The following is a 26,210-nucleotide window of genomic DNA, read 5'->3' as shown; positions in this document are numbered from 1 at the left end:
CCATGCGGGCGACTCGCGGGTCGCCCGCAGACGGAGCGAGTGGGACGTCGGCGAGTCCACGAACGACTGAAGGGACGAAGTGACCGAAAGGAAGTGAGTGGACTCGCCGGGATTTGAACCCGGAGGAAGACGTGCTCGCTTACGATGTTCGCTGCGCGCGACTTCCAGGGCTTCAAATCCACGCGCTCGCTACGGCGAGCGCTCGTCTCGTCATTTCTTCACTTCGTTCAGAAATGGACTCGCCGGGATTTGAACCCGGGGCCTCTCCCATGCCAAGGGAGTGATCTACCCCTGATCTACGAGCCCTCAAACGCAATCATTCATTCCCCGGTCGGATAAATAAGGGCTTCGAATCGTTCGACGGCTGTGGGGTGCGGACACAGATCGCATTCCGTTGTGGTTGTCCCTTGTCTACGCGGGCCGAACTTCACAGACGTACACATCCGTGAACAGGTTTCGGAACGTCCCCATCCAATGCTCTTGGGTGTCCTGAAACTGGTCCGTGTGTGCTTTGACTTCCACGAGAACCGGGCCGCCGAACAGCTGTTGGTCGATGCCAACGAGGTCCGGTGCGCCGGAGAACCCGAGCGCCTCACGCACGCGCTCGATGGGTTCGGCTCGGTCGAATATTTCAGTGAGAACCGTTTCAGACGCGTCGGTCCGCATCGGTCCGGCGATCTCGCGGAGGCCGCGTTCAATCGCGTCCGCGAATCTGACACGCGAAAATCGACCGTGTTCGTCCAAGTTATCGGTCTCCCACGCCGGTTCTACGAACTGTTCGCCATCGAGGACGGGCTGATTCCGCGTGCTGTCGATATTGATGACGAGGCCGCCGAGACACTCGGTGAGGTAAGTCGAAACCAAGTCCTCGGCGTTGACCGCATCGCCCTCGTAGCAATACTCGTACGTTTCTGGCGATTCGAACGACTCTGGGTACGACGCCGTGTCTGTCGCCCAATCCTTCTCTAGGTAGGTTCGCCCCTCGATTGTGCTGGTCCCCGTCAACCGCCTGAAAACGAGTTCATAATCGCCGGCACCGTATTGCATCGTGTAACCGCTGTCGGCGTTATCCCGTATTGGCTTGTTGGAACGGCCGAGACGCGTTCCAAACGTTTCTCCGCTCCCGGCAACGAACCGACTCGTTTTTTCCGTCGCTGACGGAACGATTCGGTATGACTGACGACGACGCTCCCGAAGTCCCGGTCGTGTGCGAGGCCTGCGACACGACCACGCGCGTTTCGCTTTCCGAGGTCGCGGACGCCATCGAGCGACACAACGAACAGGTCCACGACGGGGACGATATCGCGCAGGTCGACCCCGAGATTGTCAAGCACGTGACCGACCTCGCGGCGAAGGACATGAGCGTGTTCGAAGACGAGGCGTGAGCCGCAGGGAGGCGCTGACGCGTCGCATCTTTTCAGCCGCGGTAGCTCGGATACCGATTACCGGACTTGTGGGACGCCCATAGCGGGGCAAACGGTTGACCCGGAATCCACCAGTCCTTCGAGTGCGATTGCAGGACTCGCCGGGTTGAGCCCGGGAGCAGACGTGCTCGCTCACACGGTTCGCTGCGCGCGACTTCCAGGCAAACCCACGCACTCGCTACGGCGGGTGCCCGGTCGCCATTTCTTCGCTTCGTTCAGAGTGGACTCGCCGGGAGTCCCGCGAGCAGAGCGAGACGGCACTGCCGTCTCGCATGCCATGCGGGCGACTCGCGGGTCGCCCGCAGACGGAGCGAGTGGGACGTCGGCGAGTCCACGAACGACTGAAGGGAACGAAGTGACCGAAAGGAAGTGAGTGGACTCGCCGGGATTTGAACCCGGAGGAAGACGTGCTCGCTCACGATGTTCGCTCCGCGCGACTTCCAGGGCTTCAAATCCACGCGCTCGCTACGGCGAGCGCTCGTCTCGTCATTTCTTCACTTCGTTCAGAAATGGACTCGCCGGGATTTGAACCCGGGGCCTCTCCCATGCCAAGGGAGTGATCTACCCCTGATCTACGAGCCCGCACCTTCTGATAGCCGTCGCCCGTTTAGAAGCCCTTCGATTCCGCCCGAGGCGAGTTGAGGCCGAGTCGAATCCGAGTCGAAACGGTTTAACCCGGCGCGCGTGGACAACACGATGGGAATCCAGCACGGCCGCAAATCTGACTCGCCCGGTTCGGGCTTGGGATTGCGGTAGTGCCCCAGCAGTCGGTGATACGACTGCGGGGTACTCGTTTCTGCGGTCAGTGCGGTTCCAACCCGCAACAATGGCACGAATGCACACCCGCCGCCGTGGCTCGTCCAGCTCGGACAAGCCGGTGGCAGACGAAGCACCGGAGTGGAGCGACGTCGACGCGGCTGACATCGAAGCCCGCGTCGTCGAACTTGCAGAACAGGGCAAGGACCCGAGCCAGATCGGCCTGTCCCTGCGCGACGAAGGCGTCAAGGGCGTTCCCGTCCCGGACGTCAAGCTCGCCACGGGCAAGAAGGTCACCACCATCCTCGAGGAGAACGACGCCGCAGGCGACCTCCCCGAGGACCTCCGTAACCTCATGGAGCGCGCCGTCCGCCTCCGCGAGCACATGGAGGAGAACCAGCAGGACAAGTCCAACCGTCGCGCCCTGCAGAACACGGAGTCGAAGATTCGCCGCCTCGTCTCGTACTACCGCGGCGACAAGCTCGACGACGACTTCACCTACAGCTACGACGTCGCTGTCGAACTCCTCGAAGAATAACTGAATGTCCGTGAGCCCCGCCGAACAGACACCCGCCGCCGACGCCGCCGCGACGCTCCGCGAGGCGACGTTCGTTCGCCTCCGCGTCAGCGCGAGCGGTGCCGCCGTCGCGGCCGCCGGTGTCATCGGCCGGGCGCTCAGGACACTCGACGTCCCCTTCCGCATCCGCGCGACCGACGCCCCCGACACTGTCGCAAACGACGACGTTGTGGCAGTCGTGGGCCTGTCGAACGCCGATGCGGACCTCGAACTCGACCCGACCGACGCCGTCTCTATCGTCCGCGAACTCGGAGTCGACCCCGACCCGGCGGTCGCGCTGGCCTGCTTCCACGCCGCCGGCGTAGCCCCGGACGACGACACCGACCTCGCGAACGCCGCGGCCGACGCGGGCGTCGAAGCCGGACCCGGCGTGGCCGTCCCGACGGGCGACCTCGCAGACGGGCTGGCGCACTCGACGCTCGTCCACGCGTCGTTTTCGGCCGACAGGGAGCGCGCGCAGGCGACGCTCGCCGAACTGTCGCTCCCGGCCGAACTCGACGCGGACGCCCGCAGACGCGTCGCCTCCCTCGTCGCCATCGACGCGACGACCGGTGAGGCGACCGCCCGAGCGGCGACCGCCGTCGAGCGCGTCTTGCGCTCGGAGGCGACCCCGAACGGGCCGTTCGAAACCGTCGGCGGCTTCGCCGACGTGCTCGACGCGACCGTCCGGGAGTCGCCCGGGACCGCCGTCGCGCTGGCGCTCGGACACGGCGTTCGAGACGCGGCGCTCGACGCGTGGCGCGACCACGCGCAGGCGACCCACGGCGCGCTTCGCGAGGCGACGACGGGACGCTACGAGAGCCTCTACGCGCTCTCCTGTGACCTGTCGTCGCCGGGGCGACTCGCCACGGTGGCGAGGCTCGCCCGCGACTTCCGCTCGCCCGAGCCGACCGTTCTCGCGGTCGGCGTCGGTGCCGCGGCCCTCGTCTCGACCGGCCCCGCCGGACTGGACGAGGCGCTCGCCGCGGCCGCGGACGAACTGCCGGACGCGTCCGCGACCGGGTCGCCGTCGGAGGCGACGATGACGTTCGACTCCGCGGCGGAGCGGAGCGATGTCGTCGCGGCCGTCAGGGAGGTGCGCCGATGACGCGGCGTGCGACCCTGCGGACGACCCACGGCGACCCCGGCATCGTCGCCGGCGCGCTCGAACCGGACAACACGGCGTCGATGCGCACCCGAGTCGAGGGGGACGAACTCATCACCACAATCGAACGCGATTCGACCGGTGGCCTGCACGCCACGGTCGATGACTACGTCGTCAACGTGACGGTCGCCGAGACCGTCATCGAAGCCACACGAACGCACACAGACACTAACCATGAGTGAACGATCCGTCTCCAAGCAGAAGCGCGGAAAGCGATGGTACACCGTCATCGCTCCCGAGAATTTCGACCGTAAGGAACTCGGTTCGACCTTCGCGGACGAACCCGAGAAGATCAACGGTCGCACCGTCGAGTCCACCCTCGGCGAACTCAACGACGACCAGGGCGCCAACAACGTCAAGCTCACGTTCAAGATTACCGACGTGGGTAGCGACGCCGCCTACACCGAGTTCATCCAGCAGGAGCTCACCCGAGACTACCTCCGTAGCCTCGTCCGCCGCGGCGCGTCCAAAATCGAGGCCAACGTCACGGCTATCACCAAGGACGACTACCGCGTCCAGCTCCAGCCCGTCGCCTTCACCACGAAGAAGGCCGACCGCAGCCAGGAACACGAGATCCGTCGCATCATGACGGAGCTCACCCGCGAGGCCATCACGGGCCACACCTACGACGCGCTCACCGAGAGCGTCGTCGAGGGTCGCCTCTCGTCGGCCATCTACGGCGACGCGAAGGTCATCTACCCCCTGCGCCGCGTCGAGGTCAAGAAGTTCTCCCTCGAGGCCCGCCCCGAAGAGGTCGAGGCCGAAGAGGAAGCGGCCGTCAGCGTCGACGAAGACGACGTCGCAGTCGACGTGGACGAAGAAGAGACCGAAGCGTAAGCCCGTCTCGCCGACGGCTCGACTTCGAATTTCGACTTTTTACGCGACGACGCGACGGGCGAGAGCCACGCCGCTCTCGGGTCAGATGCTAAACTAAATCCCGGATTCGACGCTGCGCGCCGAGCCTACTCCTCGACGACGATGGTGCCGACCATGCCGGCCTGCTCGTGGGGGATACAGAGGTACTCGTACTCGCCGGGCACGTCGAAGGTGTACGTGTAGGTTTCGCCGCTCCCGATGAGCCCGCCGAGCGAGTTAGAGTAGGCGTCGCGGGCGGCCTGCTCAGTCTCGTAGTTCCCGCTGGCGAAGAACGCGGCGTCCTCGGGAAGCGTGCCCTCGTAGGCGGTAACGGTGTGGCCGCGCGAACTCGTGTTCCGCCAGACGACCTCGTCGCCGACCTCGACGGTCAGCGTCGGCGGGTCGAACGCGACCGCGGTCATTCCGATGTCGAAGTCGTCGCCAGAAGCCATCAAGGTCGCACAGCCCGCGAGGCCGGCCGTCGCGGCCGCTCCGGCCGCTGCGAGGAACTGACGCCGCGTCCGACCGCCGTCCGAGGACCCGTGGTTTCGCATGGTCGCCTCTCGGGACGCGACCGATAAATGTCGCATGGTTCGCTCGCCGAACCGCCGAATCGACCGAGACCGGCCGGAACGCCGCCGGTTCGGGGTCGGTGCGCGGAGCCGCCCACCGACGGACGGAACGTAAGAGGGAAAGGGAAGGTACGCAATCGCATCGGTATGAGACCCCGATTCGTCGGTCGGTTGGGGCCCGCCGACGTGGTCACCGCCGGGAACGCGGCGCTCGGATTCGTCGCGGCGGTGCTGACCGCGGTCGACGTGCGCCTCGCGGCCAAGGCCATCCTGCTCGCCGCGATGGCCGACGGCCTCGACGGCGTGGTTGCCCGGCGCTACGGAGGAACCGACGCGGGGCCGTACCTCGACTCCCTCGCGGACGTGGCTTCCTTCGGCGTCGCCCCCGCCCTGCTCGTCGTCACCGTCGTCCGCGAGATGTGGGGCTTCGACCGGATTCGGGTCGTCGCCGGCGTCGCCGTCGCCGCGCTGTTCGTCGCGGCCGCGGTCGTCAGACTGGCGCTCTACACCGCCTACGACAGCGGCTCCGACGAGACGGTCGGCGTGCCGACGACGCTCGCCGCGACGATTCTGTCGGCGGGCGTCCTCGTCGGCTTCGTCGAGCCGATGTTACTCGTCGTCCTCTCGGCGGTTATGGCCGCGCTCATGCTCTCGGACGTGACCTACCCGGACCTCCACGCGCAGGACGCGCTCGTCATGGGCGTCGTGCAGGGCCTCGCCATCGTCTGCTCGGGGACGCTCGGGCAGGGCTTTTCGTTCGGCTTGCTGTTCTTGGCGCTCGGCTACCTGTTTTTGGGGCCGCGCTTCTACTGGGGTTAATCGGCGCGACGAGAGCCGCGCGCCAGAGTCACATCCCCATGTCTGCCGCGTCGTCCGGGACCGGCAGGTCGTGCGGTGAGACGCCGAGGAGCTCCGCGGCGTGGTCCAAGGCCATGTCGAAGCCGTAGTAGCGTTCGAGTTCGTCGCCGTCGGCGGTCGGGCGGACTTTCAGCATAGCGTAGCCGTCGATGTTCTGAGCCACGGCGGCGGTTCGGCCGTCGCGGTCGAATTCGAGGACGCGCTCGGAGTCGGTGACGTAGTACCGCGCGGTGACGCCGTTCGCTTCTGCGGTTGCGTCGGTCATGCGAGGCGCTAAGGAGTAGGGCCTGTCTAAACTACCGGTTCCGGCGGGCGGGTCGGCACGGCGGACCGGCGTAGAGGGCCACCGGAACGAAAGTGACGTGTGTGTCTCAACCGAGGGGTGAACTATGTGGTTTCAGAGCGGCCGCCGGCGCGACCTTTGTGCCATCCTCTACGACGCGGGCGAACTCCGCGGACAGAAGCTGAAGACCCGACTGGAACGCTACTACGACCTCCGAATCGACCCCCAAGCGTTCTACGGGACGCTCGACGCGCTCGTGGAGGCGGACCACCTCGAACGGCGAACCGAGGGAATCTACGACGTGTACGGCCTCAGCGACGCGGGCGCAGACCGGGTCGAATCGTACCACGCGTGGCTCGCGGAGCGGGTCGAAAACGGGGAGCGCCGGGCGGCCGACGCGGACGCGTCGGTCGTCGACTGACGGTTACTTCTGGAGCCAGTCGCCGATGGTGTTGCGGAGAATCTCGCTCGTCCCCTCGTAAATCTCGTTGAGCTTCGCGTCGCGGTAGTAGCGCTCGGCGGCGAAGTCCTTGGTGTAGCCGTAGCCGCCGTGAATCTGGATGCCCTCGTTCGCCACCTCGCGGCTGATTTCGCTGGCGTAGAGCTTCGCTTGCGCGGCCTCCTTGATGAACGTCTCGTCGCGCATCTTCAGGTCCGCGGCCTTGTGCATGAGGAGCTTCGCGGCCTGGACCTTCGTGTCCATGTCGGCCAGTTTGTGTTTGATTGCCTGGAAGTCGCCGATGGGCTGGTCGAACTGCTCGCGCTCGCCGGCGTACTTCACGGCGTCGTCGAGGGCGGCGCGGGCGATGCCGATAGAGCGCGCCGCGATAGTGATGCGGCCGCCGTTGAGCGTCTTCAGCGCCTGCACGAAGCCGTCGCCCTCGTCGCCGAGGAGCCGGTCTTCGGGGATGCGCATGTCGTCGAAGCGGAGTTCGGCGGTCGGACAGCCCTTGTCGCCGAGTTTGTGTTCCGTGCCCTCGACGACGAAGCCGTCGTCCTCCTCAGGGCGGACGACGAACGACGAGATGCCCTTGTTGCCCGCGTCGGGGTCGGTCTTGGCGAAGACGACGACGGTGTCCGCGACCGAGCCGTTCGAAATCCAGAGCTTGCCGCCGTCGACGACGTACTCGTCGCCGTCTTTGACCGCCGTGGTCTCCATCGCCGGTACGTCGCTGCCCGCGCCGGGTTCGGAGAGCGCGAACGCGCCGATGTCGGTGCCCTCGTTGACCGGCGTCAGGTAGGTCTGCTTCTGGTCTTCGTTCCCGAACTCGTAGAGCATGTTGCCGGCGAGGCTCGTGTGGGCGGCGACGATGGTGCCGAGGCCGCCGGAGCCGCGGGAAATCTCCTCGAGACCGATGGCGTAGGAGTGATAGTCGAGGCCGGCACCGCCGTACTCCTCGGGGAAGGGCATGCCCATCAAGCCGAGTTGGCCCATCTCGCGCACGAGATCGGCGGGGAACTCGTCGGTCTCGTCTATCTCCGCCGCGCGAGGTTTGACCTCCTCGTCGACGAACTCCGAGACCATGTCCTTGATTTGCTTCTGCTCCGCAGTGAGCGCGAAGTCCATACGTGAGTCTGTCATCGACTATGCTTATGATTTTCTCCTGCGCCGTCTCGGCCGTTTGAGAGTGGACTCCCCCACGAGACTTTTTATCCCCCCTTCCGTAATACCGGTACGCTTCGAATGTCTCGACACGCCGATGCCCGGCCACCGGCAACTGATGACGACCTCGATTGGTGTCACGATGCAGTTCAGGGGGTCTCTCGTACCTTCGCCCTCACGGTCGACGTCCTCGACGAACCGATGGCGTCGCACATCTGTATCGGATATCTCCTCTGTCGAATCGCCGACACCGTGGAGGATTCGTCTTCAATCGCGCCCGACGAGCAGGCACACCTCCTTCGACTCTACGACCGCGCGCTCGACCCCGACGACGACACCACCGTCGACGAGTTCGTGACCGCAGTACAGCCGCACCTCCCCCCGGAGGGCGAACAGTCCGACGACTGGATGGTCGTCGCCAACACCGCTCGGGTCTTCCGGACGTTCGAGGCGCTTCCGGAGGACGTGCGGGAGGCGGTCACGCCGCCGGTCCGCGAACTCGTCTCGGGCATGGCGATGTTCGTCGAACGCTACTCCCAGACCGGCGGGCTCCGCATCCAGTCACGCGAGGAGCTAGAGGAGTACTGTTACTACGCCGCCGGCACCGTCGGCAACCTCATCACGAACCTCGTGACCCGCGGCAACGTCGACAGCGAGCGCCGCTCGCGGCTCTACGACACCGCCGAGGAGTTCGGCCTGCTCCTCCAGCTCGTGAACATCGCGAAGGACGTTCACGACGACTACACGGCGGAGAACAACGTTTACCTCCCCGCCGACTGGCTCGACGACGCGGGCGTCCCCCAAGAGGAGGTCGTCGCCCCCGAGCACAACGACCGGGCGGCCTCGGTGGTCAAGCGGACCGCCGACCACGCCAAGTCGTTCCTCGACGACGCCCAGACCTACTTGGAGACGGTGCCGCTCCGCGAGGGCAACACGCTCGCCGCGTGGGCGATTCCGTTCCTGCTCGCGGTCGGCACGCTCCGCGAACTCGTCGCCAACCCCGAACACGCGGTGACGGGTGAGGGCGTCAAAATCTCCCGCCAAGAGGTGTTCGCCGTCGTCTCCGAGATGAACGGCGCGAGCGCCGAGTCGCTCGCCGAGATGCGCGAAATCATCTCGCGCCAGCCGTTCCACCGAGCGACGACGAACGCCGACTGAACGACGCAGAGGCGCTGTCGGTCGGGCCCGTTCTGTTTCGCTTCTCTTCTCGCGTCGCTTCGCGCCGAGCGCCGCCGAACGCGCCGGCAGCTTCGGGTCTCGCGAGCGCCGTGTTTCGCACCCGCGGCGGTCGCCGTCGGAACCGCGGTCCGAGACCCATGCGGTCCCGTGACGAACGCAGTTTGGGAGGATTTTTAGTAACCCAAGCATAACGGGCGTCTATGAGTACCGAAGAAGCACACGACGACCACGGCCATCACCTGCCGGCGGTTCAGGACTGGCCGCGCGGCTTCGGCGAGGCGAGCTGGTGGCCGTTCGTCACCGCCGTCGGGGGCGCGGGCATCTACGCCGGTGCCGGGCTGTACGTCATGGGACAGGACGGAATCGTCGGCCAGACGGCGGGACCCGCCGTGTTCATCGGCAGTATCTTCCTCTTCCTGGCCGGGCTCTACGGCTGGTTGTACCACGCGTTCGTGAGCCACTTCTGGTCGCGCGACGCGAGCCAGAAGAGCGCATCGAAGCTCCGTTGGGGCATGATTGCCTTCCTCGGCTCCGAACTCGGGACGTTCGGCGCGCTGTTCGCGTACTACTTCTTCATCCGCGCGGGAACGTGGCCACCGCAAGAGCTACCGCATCTCACCGGGTCGTTGGTCTTGGCTAACACCGCCATCCTCATCGTGTCCAGTTTCACGCTCCACTGGGCGCACGTCGCCATCCGCGAGGAGAACCACCGTAACTTCATCCTCGGTCTCGCCGTCACGCTCCTGCTCGGCGTGATATTCATCGGCGGGCAGGTCTACGAGTACTACGAGTTCATCGTCCACTCGAACTTCTCCATCACCGACGGCATCTTCGGGTCGGCGTTCTACGGCCTCACCGGCCTGCACGGCCTCCACGTCAGCCTCGGCGCGGTGCTTCTCGGTATCGTCTTCGTCCGCGCGCTCCGCGGACAGTACTCCGCCGAGCGTCACGTCTCCGTGAGCACGGCCTCGATGTACTGGCACTTCGTGGACGTCGTCTGGATATTCCTCGTCGTCGTCCTCTACGTCGGCGCGGAAGTCGGCGCGTAACCCCCGTCGCCGCGACGCGACGGCGACCGATTCTTTTTTAATCTACTCCTCCGAGAGCCACGGACGCCGGCACGTCCTGTCGAGGGATGGTAACGGGCGTCCACTGCCATGGGTTGTTCGGACCACGTCCTCGGACGCGACGTGGACGTGTCGGACGTCTCGACCGCCGAGCGGCGGGTCCGGCACACCGACCGAGAGCCGGGTCCGCGTCCGCGACCGAACTCTCGCCCGCGACCGCTCACCCGAACTGTTCGTTGAACCGGTAGATGTCCTCGTCCACGCCGGCGACGATGAGGTCGTCGTCGGCCTCGACTCGGAACTCCGGGCCGATTTCGGTGACGAGCGCACCGTTTCGCTCGACGGCGATGACGGTGCAGTTCGTCCGGGCGCGAACGTCGGCCCCGGCGAGCGTCCGCCCCACGAGGCTGGGCGCGTGGGTCCGGACGATTTCTATCTGCGACTGGGGCGCGATGACCTCCTCGTCGAGGACCGTCGAGGCGAGCATGCGCCCGGCGACCGTCGACAGCGCGAGGACGTAGTCCGCGCCGGCGCGGTAGAGTTTGGCGATGCTCTCGGTCTCGTTGGCGCGGGCGATGACCTCCGTCTCTTCGGAGACGCGCTCGGAGACGAGCGTGGCGAAGACCGCCGTCGTGTCGTTGTCGAGCGCGAGAAGGACGCCGCGAGCCTCGGTGACGTTCGCCTCCGAGAGCGTCTGAGGGTCGGTGATGTCGCCGACGAGGTCGACGCCGGGTTTGTCCTGCTTGTCGACGACGAGGTGCGGGACGCCGGCACTCGCCAGCGTCTCGGCCGCGGTCGAGCCGACCTCACCGTACCCGGCGACGATGACGGTCCCGCGGCGGAACCGCCGCGCCGACGACAGCGTCAGCGCGCGGAGCTCTTCGAGCTGTTTCTCGCGGCCGACGACGAGCAGGATGGTGTGCTCGTCGATGACGGCGTCCGGGGCGGGCGGGGAGACGAACTCGCCGGTGAACCACGCGCCGATGACGTTGACCCCGGTGACCTGGCCGATGCCGCTCTCGGCGATGGTCCGTCCCTCGACGGGGCTCCCGCGCTGGACGAGCAGCTCCGCGACCTCGAAGTCCTCGCCGATTTCGATGGCGTCGCCGAGTTCCGAGGAGATGGACGTGGTCGCCTTGCCGGCGAGGCTCTCGCCGAGGAGTCGGCGCGGGGAGACGACCCGGTCGGCCCCGGCGTAGCGGTGGTAGTCGGCGACCTCGGGGTCCTCGATGAGGCTGACGACGCGGGCGTCGGGGGCGACCTGCTTGGCGGCGAGGATGATGCTCGCGTTCGTCTCGTCGTCGTCGTCGGCGACGATGGCGAGCGCCTCGGCCGCGTTCGCGGCTTCGAGCGACTCGATGGCCTCGGGGTCGCCGTGGACGACCTCGTACCCCTCGCCGTACAACTCCTCGGCGCGGTCGCGGTCGGCTTCGAGAATCACGTACGGCATGTCCATCGAGTCGAGTTCGTCCACGAGGGCGTCGCCACGGGGGGTGAACGTACAGATGACGACGTGGTCCGTGCGCGTCGAGGTCGTCGGCGGTGCGGTCCGCAGGGCGTCTTCGACGAGCGGGACGAGAAACAGCGGGAGCGTGAGGAAGACGGTCGTGACCCCCGTGAGCTGCATCAGAATCGACAGCATGAGTAGCGGCGGGTGGTCGACCCAAAACCGGGTCTGTTCGCCGTAGCCCGTCGTCGTGAACGTCTCGACGACGACGTGGACCGCCTGCAGGAACGTGACGTCTTCCCCGGCGAAAAAGCCCGCCGCCCACTGGTAGGCGACGGAGAACGCGAGCATCAACAGCCCGGCCCCCGCGAGGTAGCGGCCGAGTCGCCGCTTCGCCTTCGACAACCCGGGGCCGTCGCCCGAAATAGACATAGTCGGGCTATGAGCGCCGGTGGCTAAAAGCGTCCTGACACGGTAAGCACTCCATGAGCCGCCGACGGGACGCCGCGCTCGCGGGGTCGGTGCTCGTCCCCACCGCGGTCGCGGCGGTCCTCCTACGGACGCCGGTGACACCGGGACCGGTCCTCGTCGGCGTCGTCGGGGCGCTCGCGCTGGAAGCGGCGCTGTCGCTTCGGGCGTCGAGCGTCCGCGCGCTGTGGGAGCGACGAACCGTGCAGGCCGTCTCCGTCGCGGTCGCCGTCATCGGAACCGCCCTGGGTGTCGTCGTCTTCGGACGCGCGACGCTACTCGCCGTCGCGGCCGGACTCTCGACTTATCTGTTCCTCCTCGCCGCGGTCGAACTCCGGAGTCGTCGCCGAGGAGATAGCCGCCCGTGATTCGGCTCTGCCGACCTGTTACGCGAGGAATACTTAACCGGCGTCCGTCCACCAGTACGGGTATGTGTAGCACACCGTCCGACCGCCGAGGCGACAGTCCGCGACCGTGACGCTCTCGGGGAGTAACGGGGCGACTGCTCGGACGACCCGCCGGACGAGACGCCGCGTGCTCGAAACCGGCGGCGCGGCGGCAGCGGCAACGCTGGGGTTCGGCGTGCTCCTCGCGACCGAGTGGGTGTGGCTCGTCTCGCGCGCCGACCCCTCGCCCGAGACCGCCGCGGTGACGTGGGCCGCCGGAACCCTGCTCGTCGTCGTCGGCCTCTGCGCGTACGCCTACGCGAACGCGGACGAGAACGTCGCGCCCGGCGACGGAGCGACCGAGTCGGAGCCCGGGCGGCCCTACGACAGCCTCGGCCTCCCGACCGCTGTCACGCTCGCTCGAGGCTTCCTCGTCGCGGGCGTCGCGGGCATCGCCGGCGTGGCGCTCTACGGGCCGCTGAGCCCGTCGTGGGCGTGGGCCGCAGCCGTCGGCTACGGGGCTGCGGCCGCGCTCGACGCCCTCGACGGGGCGCTCGCTCGCAGACTCGACCGCGTCAGCCGACTCGGCGCGCGACTCGACACCGCGGTCGACGCCTTCGGCCTCCTCGTGGCCCCGCTCGCCGGCGTCTTCCTCGGAGAACTCGCGTGGTGGTACCTCTCGGTCGGGGCGGCGCGGTACGTCTTTCTCCTCGGCCTCCGGCTCCGCGAGCGAGCGGGCCGACCGACGTTCGACCTCCCGCCCCGCGCGTCGCGGCGCGTCCTCGCCGGCGTCCAGATGGCCGTCGTCCCGCTGGCGCTCGCTCCCGGTGTCTTCGACCCGTGGATGCTCCTCGTGACCGGCGTCGCGGCGGCGGCGCTCCTGCTCGGGTTCGCTCGGGACTGGGGCTACGTCTCGGGCCGGTTCAGGAGGGAAGGCGACGGAAACGCGTCAGTTCCGGAGTAATCAGTCGAGTTCGGCCAACACGTCGAGGTTGTGGGCGACGTACGCGAGTTCGTCGCCCGCGAGGTCGTCGTGCCGGGCCTCGAGCCACCCGTCGAGCGTCTCGCGGTCGACCGCAGCCGACTTGCCGACCGACTCTTCGACGAAGCCGAGGACGCGGTCGAGGAAGATTCGCGCCTCGTCGTCGTGCGGCGGGTGGACGACCCAGTCCGAGCCGCCGGCGGCGACGACCGGCGCGCCGAGGTCGGGAAGGACCGAAAGGAGGTCGGAACCGGTGTCCGGCCCCGCGCGTTCGCCGCCGCGCATCGTCTCGTGGTACGCGCCGAGAACCGCCTCGTCGGCGGGGTGACTCGGGCGGAACGCGGTTCGGCCGTCGAACGTGATAGGCGCGTAGAAGAGCCCCCCGTCCGTCAGCCGCGAGAGGAGCGCGTCGACCGCGCGGCGGAGCGGGAGCACGTCGAGGACTGCGTGCGCGACCACGAGGTCGATGGCCTTCGGGAGGACCGTCATCGCCTCGAAGAGGTCGCTCGTCACGTACGTGAGAGAGACGCTTCGGCCGTGACGCTCGATGCGGAAGCCGTCGGGCGTCGGCTCGGCGGTCCAGCCGGCGGCGCGCGCCCACTTCGCGAACGCCGCGGCCGCGTGGTCGGCCATCCCGCGCTTCCGGTCGACCATGACGTACTTTATCTCGTCGTACGCGTCGAAGACGCCCCACGAGAGGAGTCGCCGACACATCGCGCCCGTCCCCGCACCGACCGAGACGACGCGGAGCGGCTGTCCAGACCGCGACTCGGCGCGCGCTTCCAGCCGGTCGATGAGACTGGCGAGGGTCGGTCGGTGGAGCGCGCGGTCGTCCACGGACTCCTTCGCGCGGAGGTAGTGGACGAACCGGTCGTCGTGGCTGGTCACGACCGCCCCGTCTCGGCGGACTCGTATAACCGTTCTCCCGACGCCGGCCCGACGGGTGCGAGCGAACCGGTCACAGTAAACACGCTGAAGTGTGAACTGAGCGAAACGTTCGCCCGATTCGCCCGGAAAGTATTTGATTCGGTTCCGGTGATGTAACCCCAAATGGATAGCGAGATTATCGACGCGGTGACCGGGTGGGACTCCGCGCCCGCCGGACGTGGCTACGGTGGCCTCCGGTCGCTCGCGGACGACGGCTTCACAGGTGCCGTCGTCGCTGGCATGACGTGGGGATTCATGCTCAACGGCCGTCTCCTCGGGGTTTTCGATGGGACGGTCGCGGATTTCGAGGGTGAATCGTTCGAGGCGCACCGCGCACCGGACCCGGCGCTCCCGCTTCTGTACGCGATGCGGGAGACCGGCGGCGACATCCGCGCGCAGTACTACACCGAGGAGACGCCGCTGGGGGACGCCGACGGAACGCTCTCGGCGGGCGGCTTCACCGGCTACGTCGAACTGTCCGAGAACGTGCTCTCGGGCGACTACTACGTCGTCTACCACGGGGGGAAGTCGATGAGCGCGGCCTTCGTCGGCAACAGCAAGCGACTCGTCACCGGCGACGACGCGTTCGAGCGCGCGAGCGACGAGGTCGGCATCTACAAAGTCTACGACGTGGACCTCGACCTCGTCGATATCCCGGAGCCCGAGTCCGACGAGGACGAGGACGAGGACGCGGCGGGAGTCGCGGCGGCGGGTGGCGAGGCCGACGCGACGGACGCGTCCGGAGAGCCGGAGACGCCGACGACCACAGACGAGCCGAGTACGACCGGGGCAGCCGACAACGAGTCCGAGCGCGCCGGCGACGGCGACGACCCCGCCGACGGGGAGCCGGAGCCGGCGACGGCCGACGCCCCGGCGAGTGCGGAATCCCCGACCGAAACCGCGGCCGACCCGGAGCCATCGACGCCCGACGACGACGGCACCGAGACGACCGACAATCCGTCCGCGGGCTCCTCCGAGTCACAGTCCCCGGAGCCCGCCGAGACAGAGGCGGCGGCAGCGACGGACCGGCCCGCGTCCGACGAGTCGGCCTCACCGATGTCCGAAGGGCCCGTCGTCGCCGACGCCCCGCAGAAGAACGGGGAAGCGTCGTCTCCGGACCCGCTCGCCGAGGACGGCGCGACCGGCGACGACGTGTTCTCCGCCGAGGCACAGTGGCGGAACGCCCGGTCGATACCCTCGCTCGACCCTCGCGACGCAAAGGACGAGGCCGTGGACGACCACCCCGGAACCCCCCGAAGCCGTCGGGGGAACACGACACAGGCGACGCATCACCGTCCGTCACGGAGTGGGACGGGCGGCGAGGCGCGACCGTCGCCGAAAGACCAGTCGAACCAGCAGCAGTCCCAGCCGACCGAACAGACGCCGGACGAGCCCGCCGTCGACCCGGGGGAAGCCGAGTCGCTGAAAGAACGAGTCGAGGCGCTGACGTCCGAGCGCGACCGGCTCGAATCCGAGCGAAACGCCCTCCGCGAGGAGCGGGACGAACACCGCTCGCGCGCCGAGGAGCTCGAAGAGCGCGTCGCCGAACTCGAATCCGAGGTCGAACGCCTCCGCGACCGGCTCGACGAGGCGGGCGTCCGGTCGACCGACCGGTCTATGTCGGCCGACGAGGCGCTCCGTGGGACGAACCTCTTCGTCCGCTACGCCCAGAAAGGGCAGGCGACGCTGGAGAAGGCCCACGACGGGCAGGCCTCCCGTGAGGAGGTCATCGAGAACCTCCGGCTGGAACACCACACCACGTTCGACACGGAGGGGCTCGGCATCGACGGCCAGCCCTACGAGGAGTTCCTCCGCGGGACGCCCGAGTACGGCTTCGCCAAGTGGGTCGTCACCGACCTGCTCTACGAAATCGGGGAGACGGGCAACCGGTCGAGCCTCGCCGGCGTCTTCGACTCGATTCCGAAGGCCGACCGAATCGAGTTGTACGGGAGCGTCTCGGTGCCCATCGGCGACGGCGAAACCGAGTCGCGGCAGTTCGACGTCATCGTCCGCGACCAGATGGGCGAACCGCTGTTCGTGGCGAACCTGAACGACTCGCGGGACCCGGCGACCCAGCCGATGGTCACCCAACTCATCAAGGACTCGAAGGCCATCGCCGACGCGAAAGAGACCCTCGGCTCGGCGTTCGTCGTCACGAGGAGCTTCTTCGAGCCGGAGGCGCTCGAAGCCGCCACGGCCGAGACCGGCGGCGGCCTCCTGAGTCGGTCGAAGCGCAAGAGCTTCGTGAAGCTCTCGCGGAAGCAGGGCTACCACCTCTGTCTGGTGGAGGCCCGCGGCGGCGAGTTCCACCTGAACGTACCCGACCTCTGAGTCGGCGACGCCTCGCGTCGACCGGCGCCGTCGCTGCGCTGTCGCTTGTTACGTTGCGTTCCGCCCCGATAGTCGCGCGCGGAGCGCCGCGGCTGTCGGCGTTACTGAACGATAGTGAAACGACCGCGGCGCTCGGAGCGCGGCCGCGGCGAGTGTCCGTGGTGTCGTGTCGGAACCGTTCGGTACCGACTGAATCGAAGCGCGGCTAACGCGGTCGGTCCGATGTCGTGCCCGGAAAGACTCGTCGGACGAAACAGGATAGAACGACCGCGTGCGCCTGAAGTGTGGTTAGTTCTCGATTTCGGCCGCTTCCTCGATCTTCATCGATTCGAGTTTGCCGACGATTTCGTCGAGCTTGTCGTCGAGTTCGTCGACGAACTCCTGGGTGCGCTCGGTGGTGATTGCGCCCTGGCTGGAGGGTTCGATGAGGTTCTCTTCTTCGAGAACGCGGAGGGAGTAGCGGACCTTGTGGTGCGGGTAGCCTGTCTCGTTGGACATCTTCACGATGCCGATTGGCTCACTTTCGATGACCATCTTCAGGACCTGGAGATGGCGCTCCAACATATCGACTTCCTTCTCAAGTCGGTCTATCATGCCATTTGTTAACTCTTCTTGGGAGGCTTTAAGCCTTGCCCTCCGGGTCGGCGAATAATGAGATAACGCGACCTTAACGAGGACACTAATTAACCGTTGTGTTATCCGTCGTCACGCCAATGCGTGTTCATGGCGTATTCTTCGGCGACGACTCGATAATTAGGCACGAATGTGCATTGCTCGTCGGCCGCGACCGTAATCTGTTTAGTGCGGCGCGGGGAACGGCCGACGTATGACTGTTACCATCGTCGGTTCGCAACTCGGCGACGAGGGCAAAGGCGCGCTCGTCGACCTGTGGGGCGGCGACGCTGACATCGTCGTCCGCTATCAGGGCGGCGACAACGCCGGCCACACCGTCGTCGAAGACGGCGAGGAGTACAAGCTTTCGCTCGTCCCGAGCGGGGCCGTCCGCGACAAGGTCGGCGTCCTCGGAAACGGCTGTGTCATCAACCCCCGGACGCTGTTCTCCGAGATTGACGACCTCCGCGAGCGCGGCCTCGTCCCCGACGTGCGCCTCGCTAAGCGCGCGCACGTCATCATGCCGTACCACCGCCGCCTCGACAACATCGAAGAGGAGGCGAAGGCCGACTCGGACCTCACCGTCGGCACGACTGGTCGCGGTATCGGCCCCACCTACGAGGACAAGGCGGGTCGCCGCGGCATCCGCGTCGGCGACCTGCTCGACCCCGACGTGCTCCGCCAGCGACTGGAGTACGTCGTTCCCCAGAAGAAGGCGCTCATCGAGGACGTGTACGGCCTCGAAGCCGGCGAGGAGTGCGACGTCGAAGCGCTCGTCGAGGAGTACACCGAAATCGGCCGCCGCCTCCGCGAGGACGACATGGCCGTCAACTGTGGCGACTTCCTCGCCGAGCGCCGCGAGGCCGGCGACAACGTGATGTTCGAGGGCGCGCAGGGCACCCTCATCGACATCGACCACGGGAGCTACCCGTACGTGACCTCCTCGAACCCGACCGCCGGCGGCGCGGCCACCGGCACCGGCGTCGGCCCGACCGTCGTCGGACAGGGCGAGGTCGTCGGCATCGTCAAAGCCTACCTCTCCCGCGTCGGCGAGGGCCCGATGCCGACCGAACTGAAAGACGACGACCGCGAGGAAGAACTCGCGGACTTCATCCGCGAGAAGGGCGGCGAGTTCGGCACCGTCACCGGTCGCCCGCGCCGCATCGGCTGGCTCGACATGCCGATGCTCCGCCACGCCGCCCGCGTCAGCGGGTTCACCGGCATCGCGGTCAACCACCTCGACGTGCTCGCCGGCCTCGACGAGGTCAAGGTCGGCCACGCCTACGAACTGGAGGGCGAGGAACGCCTGACGATGCCCGCGACGACCGAGCGCTGGGGCGAGTGCGAACCCGTCCTCAAGGAGTTCGACACGTGGCCGGAAGTGGACTGGGCGGCGGTCGCCGAGGAGGGCTACGACGCCATCCCCGACGCCGCACAGGACTACCTCGAATACCTCTCTGACGAACTCGACGTGCCGATTTACGCCGTCGGCGTCGGCCCGGGCCGCGAGCAGACGGTCCACCTGGAAAACCCGTTCGACAACTGAGCCTCGACGACTGGCCACCGATTCGCGGCTGACGCGACTGCGGCGGCCGCCCCCTCCGCCGAGCCCGCCGCGACGGCGGCGAACCCGTACGCTTTTACTTCGCGCAATCCACCGTCACGACGATGAAAGAATCCCTGATGGACATCCTCTGTGACCCCCTCGACAAGAGCGAACTCGAGCTGGAAGTCGACGAGCGCGACGGCGACGAAATCATCGAGGGGCGGCTCATCGGTACGGTCACCGGCGAGGTGTACCCCATCGAGGACGGCATCCCGAATCTCCTGCCACCGGACATGCGCGACGACTGAGGCGCGCACCTCATCGGACCTGAACGTTTTTCTATTCTCGTATCGACGGTGAACCCGTGTCGAACGCGCCGCTCACCGTCACGCTGAACGACGAGCGCCCCCACGACCTCTCGGTAGCGCCGTCGTTCGCAACGAACGGCCCGTTTTCGGTCGAGCTCGCGAACCAGGGACAGGCGGTGCACGTCCACCTCCACGTCGACGACGAGCTCTCGCGCGCGGCGAGCCTGTCCGAAGGAAATCACTTCGTCGACGGCGGCCAGACCAAGACCGTCGAGGTGTTCGTCACCCCGCCGCCGGAGCCAGTGTCGGGGAAGCTGAAGATAGTCTCCGGCCACGGCTCGGAGACGAGGTACGTCGACGTGACCGTCGAACCCGGCGAGGGTGGCAAACCGCCGGTCGACGTGGACGAGACGCTCTCGAAGCCCAAGCAACCCGACCCCGAGCCGAGCGTGACCGAAAGCATCGCGGACGTGTTCCCGAGCGTCGATCCGCGAGCCGCCCCGCTTTTCGGCCTCGCGCTCGTCGCGCTCGTCCTCGCGGTGGCGCTCGCGTCGGTGTTCGAGAGCTTCGCCATCACCCTCGGTGCCGGCGTCGTCGTCGGTGGCGTCCTCGCGGCGCTGGTGCTGACGATGCGGTGACGGCGTCCGAAAAATCGGTCCGATTCCCGTTCCTCGCGGCGCGACCTACTCGTCGTCGGACGCGTCGGTCGGGACGCCGCCGAGGTTGCCCTCGTCGTCGAACAGCTTCGCGCGCAGGAACCGCGCCCGGTAGCGGTTCGCGCCCTCGTACACGTCGGCCTCGCGGATGGCGTCGGTGCGGTCGTCCGCGACGGCCTCGATGATATCTTCGACCTGTTCCTTCTCCGAGGGCGTGAGTTCGAACTCGTACGTTTGGGTCTCCTCGCCCTCCAGCCGCGTCCACTTGCGGGACGCCGCGATGACGACGGAACACGGCTCGCGGCACGGGAACGCGCCGTCGCCGCCGTCCACGTCGAGGTCGGTGTCATCGTCGTACTGCCACTCGCGGCGCTTGACGCACTGGCTGTCGTCGCAGCAGGCCTCCGCGACCCAGTTGACGTGCTCGTGGCCGTCGCCGCGGTTCCACGTCTTCACGACGCTGTACATCCCGGTCTGGCGGCCGATGGCGTCCGCCCAGTGCGCCACGTCGAGTTCGCCCCGGCGCTCGCGGTACCAGTTCGGCACCGACGCGGGGTAGAACGTCTCGACGGTCTCGACGAGGTCGCGAGCGTCGAGGTCGGGGAACACCCAGCCGCCGGCGAGGTTGTTGCCGGTCTTCAGCGGGCGGTACCGCCCCTTCTCGTCGTAGGTCGCCAACTGCCGGGCCGCGAGCGGTTCGCGGTAGGAGTCGAGTTCGTCGCGGTCGGCGTCGACCTCGTCGGCGTGGCGGAGTTCGTAGGACCGCTCGCCGTGATCGTCGACGGTGACCGTGACGAGCAGTTGGCCCCACTCGCGACAGACGCCGTCTCGGAGGTCGTCGTAGCGCTCGGGAACCGAGGGGGCGTCGCCGTCGTTCTCGGTGTCGTCTGCGTCTCCACCGTCGTCGCCTCCCGCATCGACGGACGCGCCCTCGACCCAGCGGAGGAACGCCCGCCGCTGGGGGCTGGACTCGCCGACGACCTCGGACCAGAAGTACCAGTTCGTCGCGTAGTCGTCGTAGTCGGCGAGGGCCTCGCGGAGACCGCCTTCCGTGAGCCCGTTCAGCGTCGATTCGGGCGTTTCGAGGCGGAAGCCGTCGTCGGAACGGGAGACGGTGAACCCGTCGAGGGAGATTCCGTCGCCGGTCGCCGCGGCGTCGACGAGGGCGTCGAGGTGGTGCCCCATCAGTTCGCCTCCTGCGGCGTCTTCCGAGTACGTTCGCGCACGACTTCGAGAGTGTTGCCGATGTCGGCGCCCGCGTCGGCGGCGCGTTCGAGCACCACGTCGGCCATGAGTCCCTCGGTCCCGACCGCGCCGGCGTACCAGATGCGGTGGCCGTCGACCTCGGTGGGCACGTCGTAGCCCGTGCGGTAGTCGTCGGTCAGGCCCATGTCCTCCGGGATGTCCTCCTGGGTGTGGAAGCCGTCGGCGATAAACAGCGGGACGACGACCACGTCCTCGGACTCGAAGTAGTCGGTCACGTCGTCGACCTCGGGTTCCTCGTCCATGTAGAGCGCCTGCACCTCGTCGAAGCGGTCCATCTCTCGGATGCGGTCGGCGTGGTACTCGATGGCTTTCGCGGAGTTCTCGTTGCGCTCGGTGCCGTGGCCGACGACGGCGAGGCCGAAGCCCTCGCCGACGTTCGGGTCGCCGGTGACCGTCTCGGCGCGGCGGACCAACACGTCGGTCATCGCCGCGTGGGTTCCGACCGGCCCGCAGTAGTGAATCGTCTTCTCGGGCACGTCCGTCGCGGAGAGGGTGACGTGCGACGCCGACAGGCCGTCGGAGTCCCAGTCGGCCACGTCCCACCCCTCGAGACGGAGTTCGCGCGGGATGACCTGTTCCGTGAAGTAGCCCTCGCTGATGAAAAGCGGGACGACGTACACCTCGTCGGCCTCGACGGTCCGGAGCACCTCGCGAATCGACGGCTCTTCCTTCCAGAAGCCGGTCCGCACCTCGTCGAACGCGCCCACCTCGCGGACCGTGTCCGCGTGGTCGTAGGTGGGGGCGCTCGAATCCGGGTTCAGGTGCGACCCGTGCGCCACGATGACCAGGGCTTGCATGTCCGGGGGTTACGAGGCGACTGTCTTATGAACTTCGCATCGAAGAAAGGAATCTTCGGGTTCGGACAACTCGCGTTCGCCACTCGTTCAGGAGACGCGAGGCGGGGCGCGGGGAGTCGCGACCCGCGGACGACCGCGGCAGCGCCCGGCGAGCGGCGCTTTTTTGCGCGCGCCCGACGACCCGGCAGACATGTCTCTCGCCGCCGACGCGCGCGACGCAGTCCGCGAACGACCGTACCTCCTCGCCGCGCTCCGCGCGGGCGTCGTCAACTACGCCGCCGCCGCGGCCGAACTCGACCTCGGCGACGACGAGGCGGTCGCGGCCGCGCTCCGCCGGTTCGCCGCCGACCTCCCGCCGCTCGAAGCCGACCCCCGAGACGCCGCCGTGACGATGCGAAGCGGCGTCGGCCTCGTGGGCGAGGACGTCGAGGAGACCGATGGCGAACCCGTGCTCTCGGTCGCTGGCGTCGACCTCGCGGGCGGCGGCCCGCTCACGGCTATCATCGCTGAGGGCGAGGTCGACCCGACCGTCCTCGCCGCCGTCCTCTCCCGACTCGACGCCGAGTCCGTCGTCGTCGACGCCGCGGGCGTCGCGGGCGACACGCTCGCCGTGGTCGTTCCGCGCCGACAGGGGGCCGCCGCCCTCCGCGTCGTCGAAGCGGCCGTCAGCGATTTATACGTCTGATTCCCGGATATCAACCGTGATAGACGGCGGCCGGCGCTTATTACCTCGGAGCCGGTGAGTTCGTCAATGGTTTCGCCCAGCCCCCGCGACGACGACGGCAACATCTCGCTTTCATCCACGGAACTCCTCGACGAACTCGACCTCGACGCCGACGAGTTGGGCTGGCGGCAGTCGTTCGTCGGCTTCGACGACGAGGACGCCGCGCGCCTCGCCGACCTCCGGGGCGTCGTCGAGGCCCGCGACGAGGCGCTCGTCGACGGCTTCGTCGAGCCGATTCTCACGAACGAGCGGACGACGGACGTCATCGACCGCTCGAAGACCGACCTCGACGGCCTCCGCGCGGTCGTCTCCGGCTACTACCGCTCGTTCACCGACGGGAACTACGACCAGAACCACTACGCGGCGCGCACGCGAATCGGCCTGCTCCACGACAAACTCGACATGCCGCTGCACTACTTCGGCGGGATGTTCGCCAACGTCACCGGCATCTTCGCGGACGAACTCCGCGAGCGCGCCGTCGCCGACGCCACCGAGTCGCTGTCCGGCGACGACGCCGACCGCGTCGAACACGCCGTCGAGGAGGCGTTCGCCGACATGATGGCCGTCGTCCGCGGGCTCAATCTCGACCGGCAGGTCGTCAACGCCACCTACCTCTACTCGTACTCGCTTGACGTCCGCGAGGAGGTCCGCCGAGCCAGGGAGAGCCGCGGGAATCTGGAGTCGGTTGCGTCCCAACTCCACGAGGAGACCGCCGGCACGAGCGAGAGCATCGCGGAAATCGAGGGACTGGCGGCCCGACAGGCCGACATGACCGAGGAAATCGCCGCCGAGCTATCGAACCTCAGCGCGACCGTCCAGGAGGTCGCCGCCACCGCCGACGACGTGTCCTCCCGGAGCGACGAGGCAACCACGCGGGCCGAGGAGGGCCGAGCCGAGGCCGGCGAGGCCATCGACGCGATGCGACAGGTCGGCGACGACCGCGACGAGATCACCGTGAACGTCGAGGCGCTCGTGGCCGCCATCGACGAGATTCAGGACATCGTCGAGGTTATCGACGAGGTGGCAGACCGGACGAACCTGCTCGCGCTCAACGCCTCCATCGAGGCCGCCCGCGCCGGCGAGGCCGGTTCCGGCTTCGCCGTCGTCGCGGACGAGGTGAAGTCGCTCGCCAACGAGTCGAAGTCGCAGGCCGAGCGCATCGGCCAGATGATAGAGGACGTGACCGACCACATCGAGGACACCGCCGAGGCGCTGTCGTCGGCCGACGAGAACATCGACCACGGCATCGAGCGGGTCGAATCGACCGTCGAGAGCCTCGACGAGATAACCGACTCGGTCGCCGACGTGACCGACGGCATCGACGAGGTCGCGCGGGCGACCGACGAGCAGGCGACGCTCACCTCCGACATCGCCACCTTCGTCGACGACGCGGCGACGCAGGTCGACGAGGTGACCGCGGAGATAGACCGCATCTCCGAGAGCGTCTCCGAGCAGGCCGAACAGGCCGCCGACCTCGACACGGCCGTCGACAGTCTGGACCGCGAGGCCGACCTCGAATCGTTCCGCCGGCGCGCGGAGACGACGACCGACGGCGGCGTCGCGACCAGAGGCGGCCACTACGCGCTCGCGTCGGCGACGAACGCCGACCGCGCGGTCACGAGAGACACGGCACCGACGAACGCGACCGGCGACCGAGTCGGCAAAGCGGGTTCGGCCACGACCGACGGCGATGCGACCGACGACGACCCGACGGACCGGATTCCGGCGTTCGTCAAGCGACTGCTCTCGGAGGAGACGCTGGCGAAGATTCGCCGCGGCGAGGCCGACCGCCCGGAGTGGACGAAGTAGCGGCGACGACGGGGATGACGGCCGCGAGGGTAACGGCTACGGGGTGACGGCTACGGGGTGACGACTGCGAGGACGAGGCGATTGGCGTCGAGAGACCGACCGCGCTTCCGACGGGTTGAAAGTGGTCCCGGAAGTAGCCGAGTGTGATGACCCTGTCCGTGACCAACACCCTGACGGGAGAGCGCGAGGAGTTCGAGTCGCACGGCGACGAAGTGTTGCTCTACGTCTGCGGACTGACGGTCTCGGACGACGCCCACCTCGGCCACGCCCGCCTGTGGATGCACGCCGACCTGATGCACCGCTGGCTGGCCTACGAGGGCTACGACGTGCGCCACGTCGAGAACTTCACCGACGTGAACGAGAAGATAGCCGCCCGCATCGGCGAGGACGACCTCGGCGACGACGAGGCGAGCGTCGCCGAGCACTTCGTCGGCGACGTGATTCGCGACATGCGCGGGCTCAACCTAAAGCGCGCCGAGGTGTACCCGCGCGTCTCCGAGCACATCCCCGAGATTATCGACCTCATTCGGACGCTCGTCGACCGCGGCCACGCCTACGAGTCAAACGGCTCCGTCTACTTCGACGTGTCCACGTTCGACGACTACGGGAAGCTCTCCAACCAGAAACTCGAGGAACTGGAGTCGCGGGCGACGAAAGACGAGCGCTCCGAAAAGCGCAACCCGACCGACTTCGCGCTCTGGAAGGCCGGCGCGGTCGACCCCAAGACGGCCGCCGAACACCGGAACCCGGACCTCGAACCGCTTCACGAGCCGTGCGGCGAGACGTGGGAGTCGCCGTGGGGCGAGGGCCGACCCGGCTGGCACATCGAGTGCTCGGCGATGTCGATGACGCACCTCGGCGACACCCTCGATATTCACGTCGGCGGCCGCGACCTCGTGTTCCCGCACCACGAGAACGAAATCGCCCAGTCGGAGGCGGCGACCGGTCAGCAGTTCGCCCGCTACTGGCTCCACGTCGGCCTGCTCCAGACCGAGGGCGACAAGATGAGTTCGAGCCTCGGCAACTTCTTCACCGTCGGCGACGCCCTCGCCGAGTTCGGCGCGGACGTGATTCGGACGTTCTACCTCTCGACTGCCTACGGCTCCGAACAGACGTACTCCGAGGAGACCATCGCCGAGGCCGAAGAGCGCTGGGAGCGCCTCGAACGGGCCTACGAGGCCGCCGTCGACGCGGTCGACAGCCCCGACGCCCGGACGAAAGTCGAGGCGACGGAGCTCCGCGAGACGGTGACCGAGACCCGCGAGCGCTTCCGCGCGGCGATGAACGACGATTTCAACGTCCGCGAGGCGATGGCCGAACTGCTCGGCCTCGCCGGCGCGGTCAACCGCCACGTCGCCGACGCCGACGAGTACGACTACCGCGCGCTCCGGCGGGCAATCGAGGCGTTCGAGGACCTCGGCGGCGAGGTGTTCGGGCTCTCGTTCGGCGGTGCGGGCGAGGGCGGTGACGTGTCGGTCGCGGAAGACCTCGTGCAGCTCGTCTTGGACGTGCGCGAGGCCGAGCGCGAGGCGGGCAACTACGAGCGCGCCGACGACCTGCGCGACGACCTGACGGCGCTCGGCGTCGAGGTCGAAGACGGTCCCGACGGCGCGACGTTCCGCTTCGAGTAACC

General features: G+C 67.7%; 27 protein-coding genes and 2 tRNA genes. 18 read left to right on the top strand and 11 right to left on the bottom strand.

What is annotated here, in order from left to right:
- Positions 1 to 234: 234 nt before the first annotated feature.
- Positions 235 to 306 (bottom strand) — tRNA-Ala (locus C5B91_RS04270).
- A gap of 105 nt (positions 307 to 411) precedes the next feature.
- Positions 412 to 1,047: a VRR-NUC domain-containing protein gene (locus C5B91_RS04265; RefSeq protein ID WP_081909197.1), complete on the bottom strand. Its 636-nt coding sequence runs from the start codon at positions 1,045 to 1,047 to the stop codon at positions 412 to 414.
- A gap of 125 nt (positions 1,048 to 1,172) precedes the next feature.
- Between C5B91_RS04265 and C5B91_RS04260 the strand changes: the two genes are divergently transcribed.
- Complete coding sequence (locus tag C5B91_RS04260; protein ID WP_004977436.1) at positions 1,173 to 1,385, top strand: hypothetical protein; 213 nt, start codon at positions 1,173 to 1,175, stop codon at positions 1,383 to 1,385.
- A 549-nt stretch (positions 1,386 to 1,934) separates the two neighbouring features.
- Here C5B91_RS04260 and C5B91_RS04255 read toward each other — a convergent pair.
- Positions 1,935 to 2,006 (bottom strand) — tRNA-Ala (locus tag C5B91_RS04255).
- 244 nt (positions 2,007 to 2,250) lie between these two features.
- On the opposite strand from C5B91_RS04255, the gene C5B91_RS04250 reads away from it, so the two are divergent.
- From C5B91_RS04250 to C5B91_RS04235, 4 genes are read left to right on the top strand one after another with little or no spacing between them, the layout of a single operon-like run.
- Positions 2,251 to 2,718 (top strand): 30S ribosomal protein S15, encoded by a 468-nt coding sequence (locus C5B91_RS04250; protein WP_004977438.1) that lies wholly within the window; start codon positions 2,251 to 2,253, stop codon positions 2,716 to 2,718.
- A 4-nt stretch (positions 2,719 to 2,722) separates the two neighbouring features.
- The gene (locus C5B91_RS04245) at positions 2,723 to 3,844 is read left to right on the top strand and encodes an exonuclease (protein WP_115819136.1); all 1,122 of its coding nucleotides are present in this window, start codon (positions 2,723 to 2,725) and stop codon (positions 3,842 to 3,844) included.
- Positions 3,841 to 4,083: a KEOPS complex subunit Pcc1 gene (locus C5B91_RS04240; RefSeq protein WP_008092830.1), complete on the top strand. Its 243-nt coding sequence runs from the start codon at positions 3,841 to 3,843 to the stop codon at positions 4,081 to 4,083. The genes C5B91_RS04245 and C5B91_RS04240 overlap by 4 nt, the downstream gene beginning before the upstream one ends.
- The gene (locus C5B91_RS04235; protein ID WP_049968345.1) at positions 4,076 to 4,738 is read left to right on the top strand and encodes a 30S ribosomal protein S3ae; all 663 of its coding nucleotides are present in this window, start codon (positions 4,076 to 4,078) and stop codon (positions 4,736 to 4,738) included. Before C5B91_RS04240 ends, C5B91_RS04235 begins: the two co-directional genes overlap by 8 nt.
- 125 nt (positions 4,739 to 4,863) lie before the next feature.
- On the opposite strand, the gene C5B91_RS04230 is transcribed toward C5B91_RS04235, so the two are convergent.
- A complete protein-coding gene (locus C5B91_RS04230; RefSeq protein WP_008092816.1) occupies positions 4,864 to 5,310 on the bottom strand; it encodes a plastocyanin/azurin family copper-binding protein in 447 nt (148 codons plus the stop codon).
- Positions 5,311 to 5,475: 165 nt separating this feature from the next.
- Here C5B91_RS04230 and C5B91_RS04225 point away from each other — a divergent pair, with 165 nt between their 5' ends.
- Entirely contained in the window at positions 5,476 to 6,147 is a 672-nt protein-coding gene (locus C5B91_RS04225) for a protein sorting system archaetidylserine synthase (RefSeq protein ID WP_008092815.1), read from the top strand.
- A gap of 28 nt (positions 6,148 to 6,175) precedes the next feature.
- On the opposite strand, the gene C5B91_RS04220 is transcribed toward C5B91_RS04225, so the two are convergent.
- Complete coding sequence (locus C5B91_RS04220; RefSeq protein ID WP_008092814.1) at positions 6,176 to 6,451, bottom strand: hypothetical protein; 276 nt, start codon at positions 6,449 to 6,451, stop codon at positions 6,176 to 6,178.
- A 124-nt stretch (positions 6,452 to 6,575) separates the two neighbouring features.
- On the opposite strand from C5B91_RS04220, the gene C5B91_RS04215 reads away from it, so the two are divergent.
- Positions 6,576 to 6,890 (top strand): hypothetical protein, encoded by a 315-nt coding sequence (locus C5B91_RS04215; protein ID WP_008092812.1) that lies wholly within the window; start codon positions 6,576 to 6,578, stop codon positions 6,888 to 6,890.
- Positions 6,891 to 6,893: 3 nt separating this feature from the next.
- Here C5B91_RS04215 and C5B91_RS04210 read toward each other — a convergent pair whose 3' ends face one another.
- Complete coding sequence (locus tag C5B91_RS04210) at positions 6,894 to 8,036, bottom strand: acyl-CoA dehydrogenase (RefSeq protein WP_004977450.1); 1,143 nt, start codon at positions 8,034 to 8,036, stop codon at positions 6,894 to 6,896.
- Positions 8,037 to 8,153: 117 nt separating this feature from the next.
- Between C5B91_RS04210 and C5B91_RS04205 the strand changes: the two genes are divergently transcribed.
- Complete coding sequence (locus tag C5B91_RS04205; RefSeq protein ID WP_049913411.1) at positions 8,154 to 9,230, top strand: phytoene/squalene synthase family protein; 1,077 nt, start codon at positions 8,154 to 8,156, stop codon at positions 9,228 to 9,230.
- Positions 9,231 to 9,451: 221 nt separating this feature from the next.
- The gene (locus C5B91_RS04200) at positions 9,452 to 10,300 is read left to right on the top strand and encodes a heme-copper oxidase subunit III (protein WP_008092807.1); all 849 of its coding nucleotides are present in this window, start codon (positions 9,452 to 9,454) and stop codon (positions 10,298 to 10,300) included.
- Positions 10,301 to 10,538: 238 nt separating this feature from the next.
- Here the strand turns inward: C5B91_RS04200 and C5B91_RS04195 are convergent, their stop codons facing one another.
- Positions 10,539 to 12,197, bottom strand: coding sequence for a TrkA family potassium uptake protein (locus C5B91_RS04195; RefSeq protein ID WP_049968343.1), 1,659 nt, complete (start codon positions 12,195 to 12,197; stop codon positions 10,539 to 10,541).
- 53 nt (positions 12,198 to 12,250) lie between these two features.
- Between C5B91_RS04195 and C5B91_RS04190 the strand changes: the two genes are divergently transcribed.
- Both C5B91_RS04190 and C5B91_RS04185 read left to right on the top strand, forming a co-directional pair.
- Positions 12,251 to 12,601, top strand: a complete 351-nt coding sequence (locus C5B91_RS04190) for a hypothetical protein (protein WP_115819135.1) — start codon at positions 12,251 to 12,253, stop codon at positions 12,599 to 12,601.
- Positions 12,602 to 12,767: 166 nt separating this feature from the next.
- The gene (locus C5B91_RS04185; RefSeq protein WP_008092800.1) at positions 12,768 to 13,583 is read left to right on the top strand and encodes a CDP-alcohol phosphatidyltransferase family protein; all 816 of its coding nucleotides are present in this window, start codon (positions 12,768 to 12,770) and stop codon (positions 13,581 to 13,583) included.
- Here the strand turns inward: C5B91_RS04185 and C5B91_RS04180 are convergent, their stop codons facing one another.
- Positions 13,584 to 14,489 carry an SAM-dependent methyltransferase gene (locus tag C5B91_RS04180; protein ID WP_049968341.1) on the bottom strand — a complete coding sequence of 302 codons (906 nt, stop codon included), beginning with the start codon at positions 14,487 to 14,489 and terminating at the stop codon, positions 13,584 to 13,586.
- A gap of 162 nt (positions 14,490 to 14,651) precedes the next feature.
- Here C5B91_RS04180 and C5B91_RS04175 point away from each other — a divergent pair, with 162 nt between their 5' ends.
- Positions 14,652 to 16,859 (top strand): hypothetical protein, encoded by a 2,208-nt coding sequence (locus C5B91_RS04175; protein WP_115819134.1) that lies wholly within the window; start codon positions 14,652 to 14,654, stop codon positions 16,857 to 16,859.
- A 288-nt stretch (positions 16,860 to 17,147) separates the two neighbouring features.
- On the opposite strand, the gene C5B91_RS04170 is transcribed toward C5B91_RS04175, so the two are convergent.
- On the bottom strand, positions 17,148 to 17,453 hold the full coding sequence (locus C5B91_RS04170; protein ID WP_004043804.1) for a hypothetical protein: 306 nt from the start codon (positions 17,451 to 17,453) through the stop codon (positions 17,148 to 17,150).
- 232 nt (positions 17,454 to 17,685) lie between these two features.
- On the opposite strand from C5B91_RS04170, the gene C5B91_RS04165 reads away from it, so the two are divergent.
- From C5B91_RS04165 to C5B91_RS04155, 3 genes are all read left to right on the top strand, one after another.
- On the top strand, positions 17,686 to 19,017 hold the full coding sequence (locus tag C5B91_RS04165; RefSeq protein ID WP_115819133.1) for an adenylosuccinate synthase: 1,332 nt from the start codon (positions 17,686 to 17,688) through the stop codon (positions 19,015 to 19,017).
- 122 nt (positions 19,018 to 19,139) lie between these two features.
- The gene (locus tag C5B91_RS04160; protein WP_013035425.1) at positions 19,140 to 19,325 is read left to right on the top strand and encodes a methytransferase partner Trm112; all 186 of its coding nucleotides are present in this window, start codon (positions 19,140 to 19,142) and stop codon (positions 19,323 to 19,325) included.
- Between the two features lie 56 nt (positions 19,326 to 19,381).
- Positions 19,382 to 19,963 carry a hypothetical protein gene (locus C5B91_RS04155; protein WP_008092789.1) on the top strand — a complete coding sequence of 194 codons (582 nt, stop codon included), beginning with the start codon at positions 19,382 to 19,384 and terminating at the stop codon, positions 19,961 to 19,963.
- 45 nt (positions 19,964 to 20,008) lie between these two features.
- On the opposite strand, the gene C5B91_RS04150 is transcribed toward C5B91_RS04155, so the two are convergent.
- Positions 20,009 to 21,166: a DR2241 family protein gene (locus C5B91_RS04150; protein ID WP_115819132.1), complete on the bottom strand. Its 1,158-nt coding sequence runs from the start codon at positions 21,164 to 21,166 to the stop codon at positions 20,009 to 20,011.
- Positions 21,166 to 22,044: a CbiX/SirB N-terminal domain-containing protein gene (locus C5B91_RS04145; protein ID WP_008092785.1), complete on the bottom strand. Its 879-nt coding sequence runs from the start codon at positions 22,042 to 22,044 to the stop codon at positions 21,166 to 21,168. The genes C5B91_RS04150 and C5B91_RS04145 overlap by 1 nt, the downstream gene beginning before the upstream one ends.
- 190 nt (positions 22,045 to 22,234) lie before the next feature.
- On the opposite strand from C5B91_RS04145, the gene C5B91_RS04140 reads away from it, so the two are divergent.
- The 3 genes from C5B91_RS04140 to cysS all read left to right on the top strand — a co-directional run bounded on the left by C5B91_RS04140 (position 22,235) and on the right by cysS (position 26,208).
- Positions 22,235 to 22,729, top strand: a complete 495-nt coding sequence (locus tag C5B91_RS04140) for a hypothetical protein (RefSeq protein WP_008092784.1) — start codon at positions 22,235 to 22,237, stop codon at positions 22,727 to 22,729.
- Between the two features lie 66 nt (positions 22,730 to 22,795).
- Complete coding sequence (locus C5B91_RS04135) at positions 22,796 to 24,577, top strand: globin-coupled sensor protein (protein WP_115819131.1); 1,782 nt, start codon at positions 22,796 to 22,798, stop codon at positions 24,575 to 24,577.
- 146 nt (positions 24,578 to 24,723) lie between these two features.
- Positions 24,724 to 26,208: a cysteine--tRNA ligase gene (gene cysS / locus C5B91_RS04130; protein WP_008092779.1), complete on the top strand. Its 1,485-nt coding sequence runs from the start codon at positions 24,724 to 24,726 to the stop codon at positions 26,206 to 26,208.
- Positions 26,209 to 26,210: the final 2 nt, after the last annotated feature.

The sequence above is a fragment of the Haloferax sp. Atlit-10N genome (genome assembly GCF_003586325.1).
GTDB classification, from domain to species: domain Archaea; phylum Halobacteriota; class Halobacteria; order Halobacteriales; family Haloferacaceae; genus Haloferax; species Haloferax prahovense.
The sequence above is the reverse complement of the archived record's forward strand: the minus strand, read 5'-3'. Positions and strand labels throughout refer to the sequence as shown.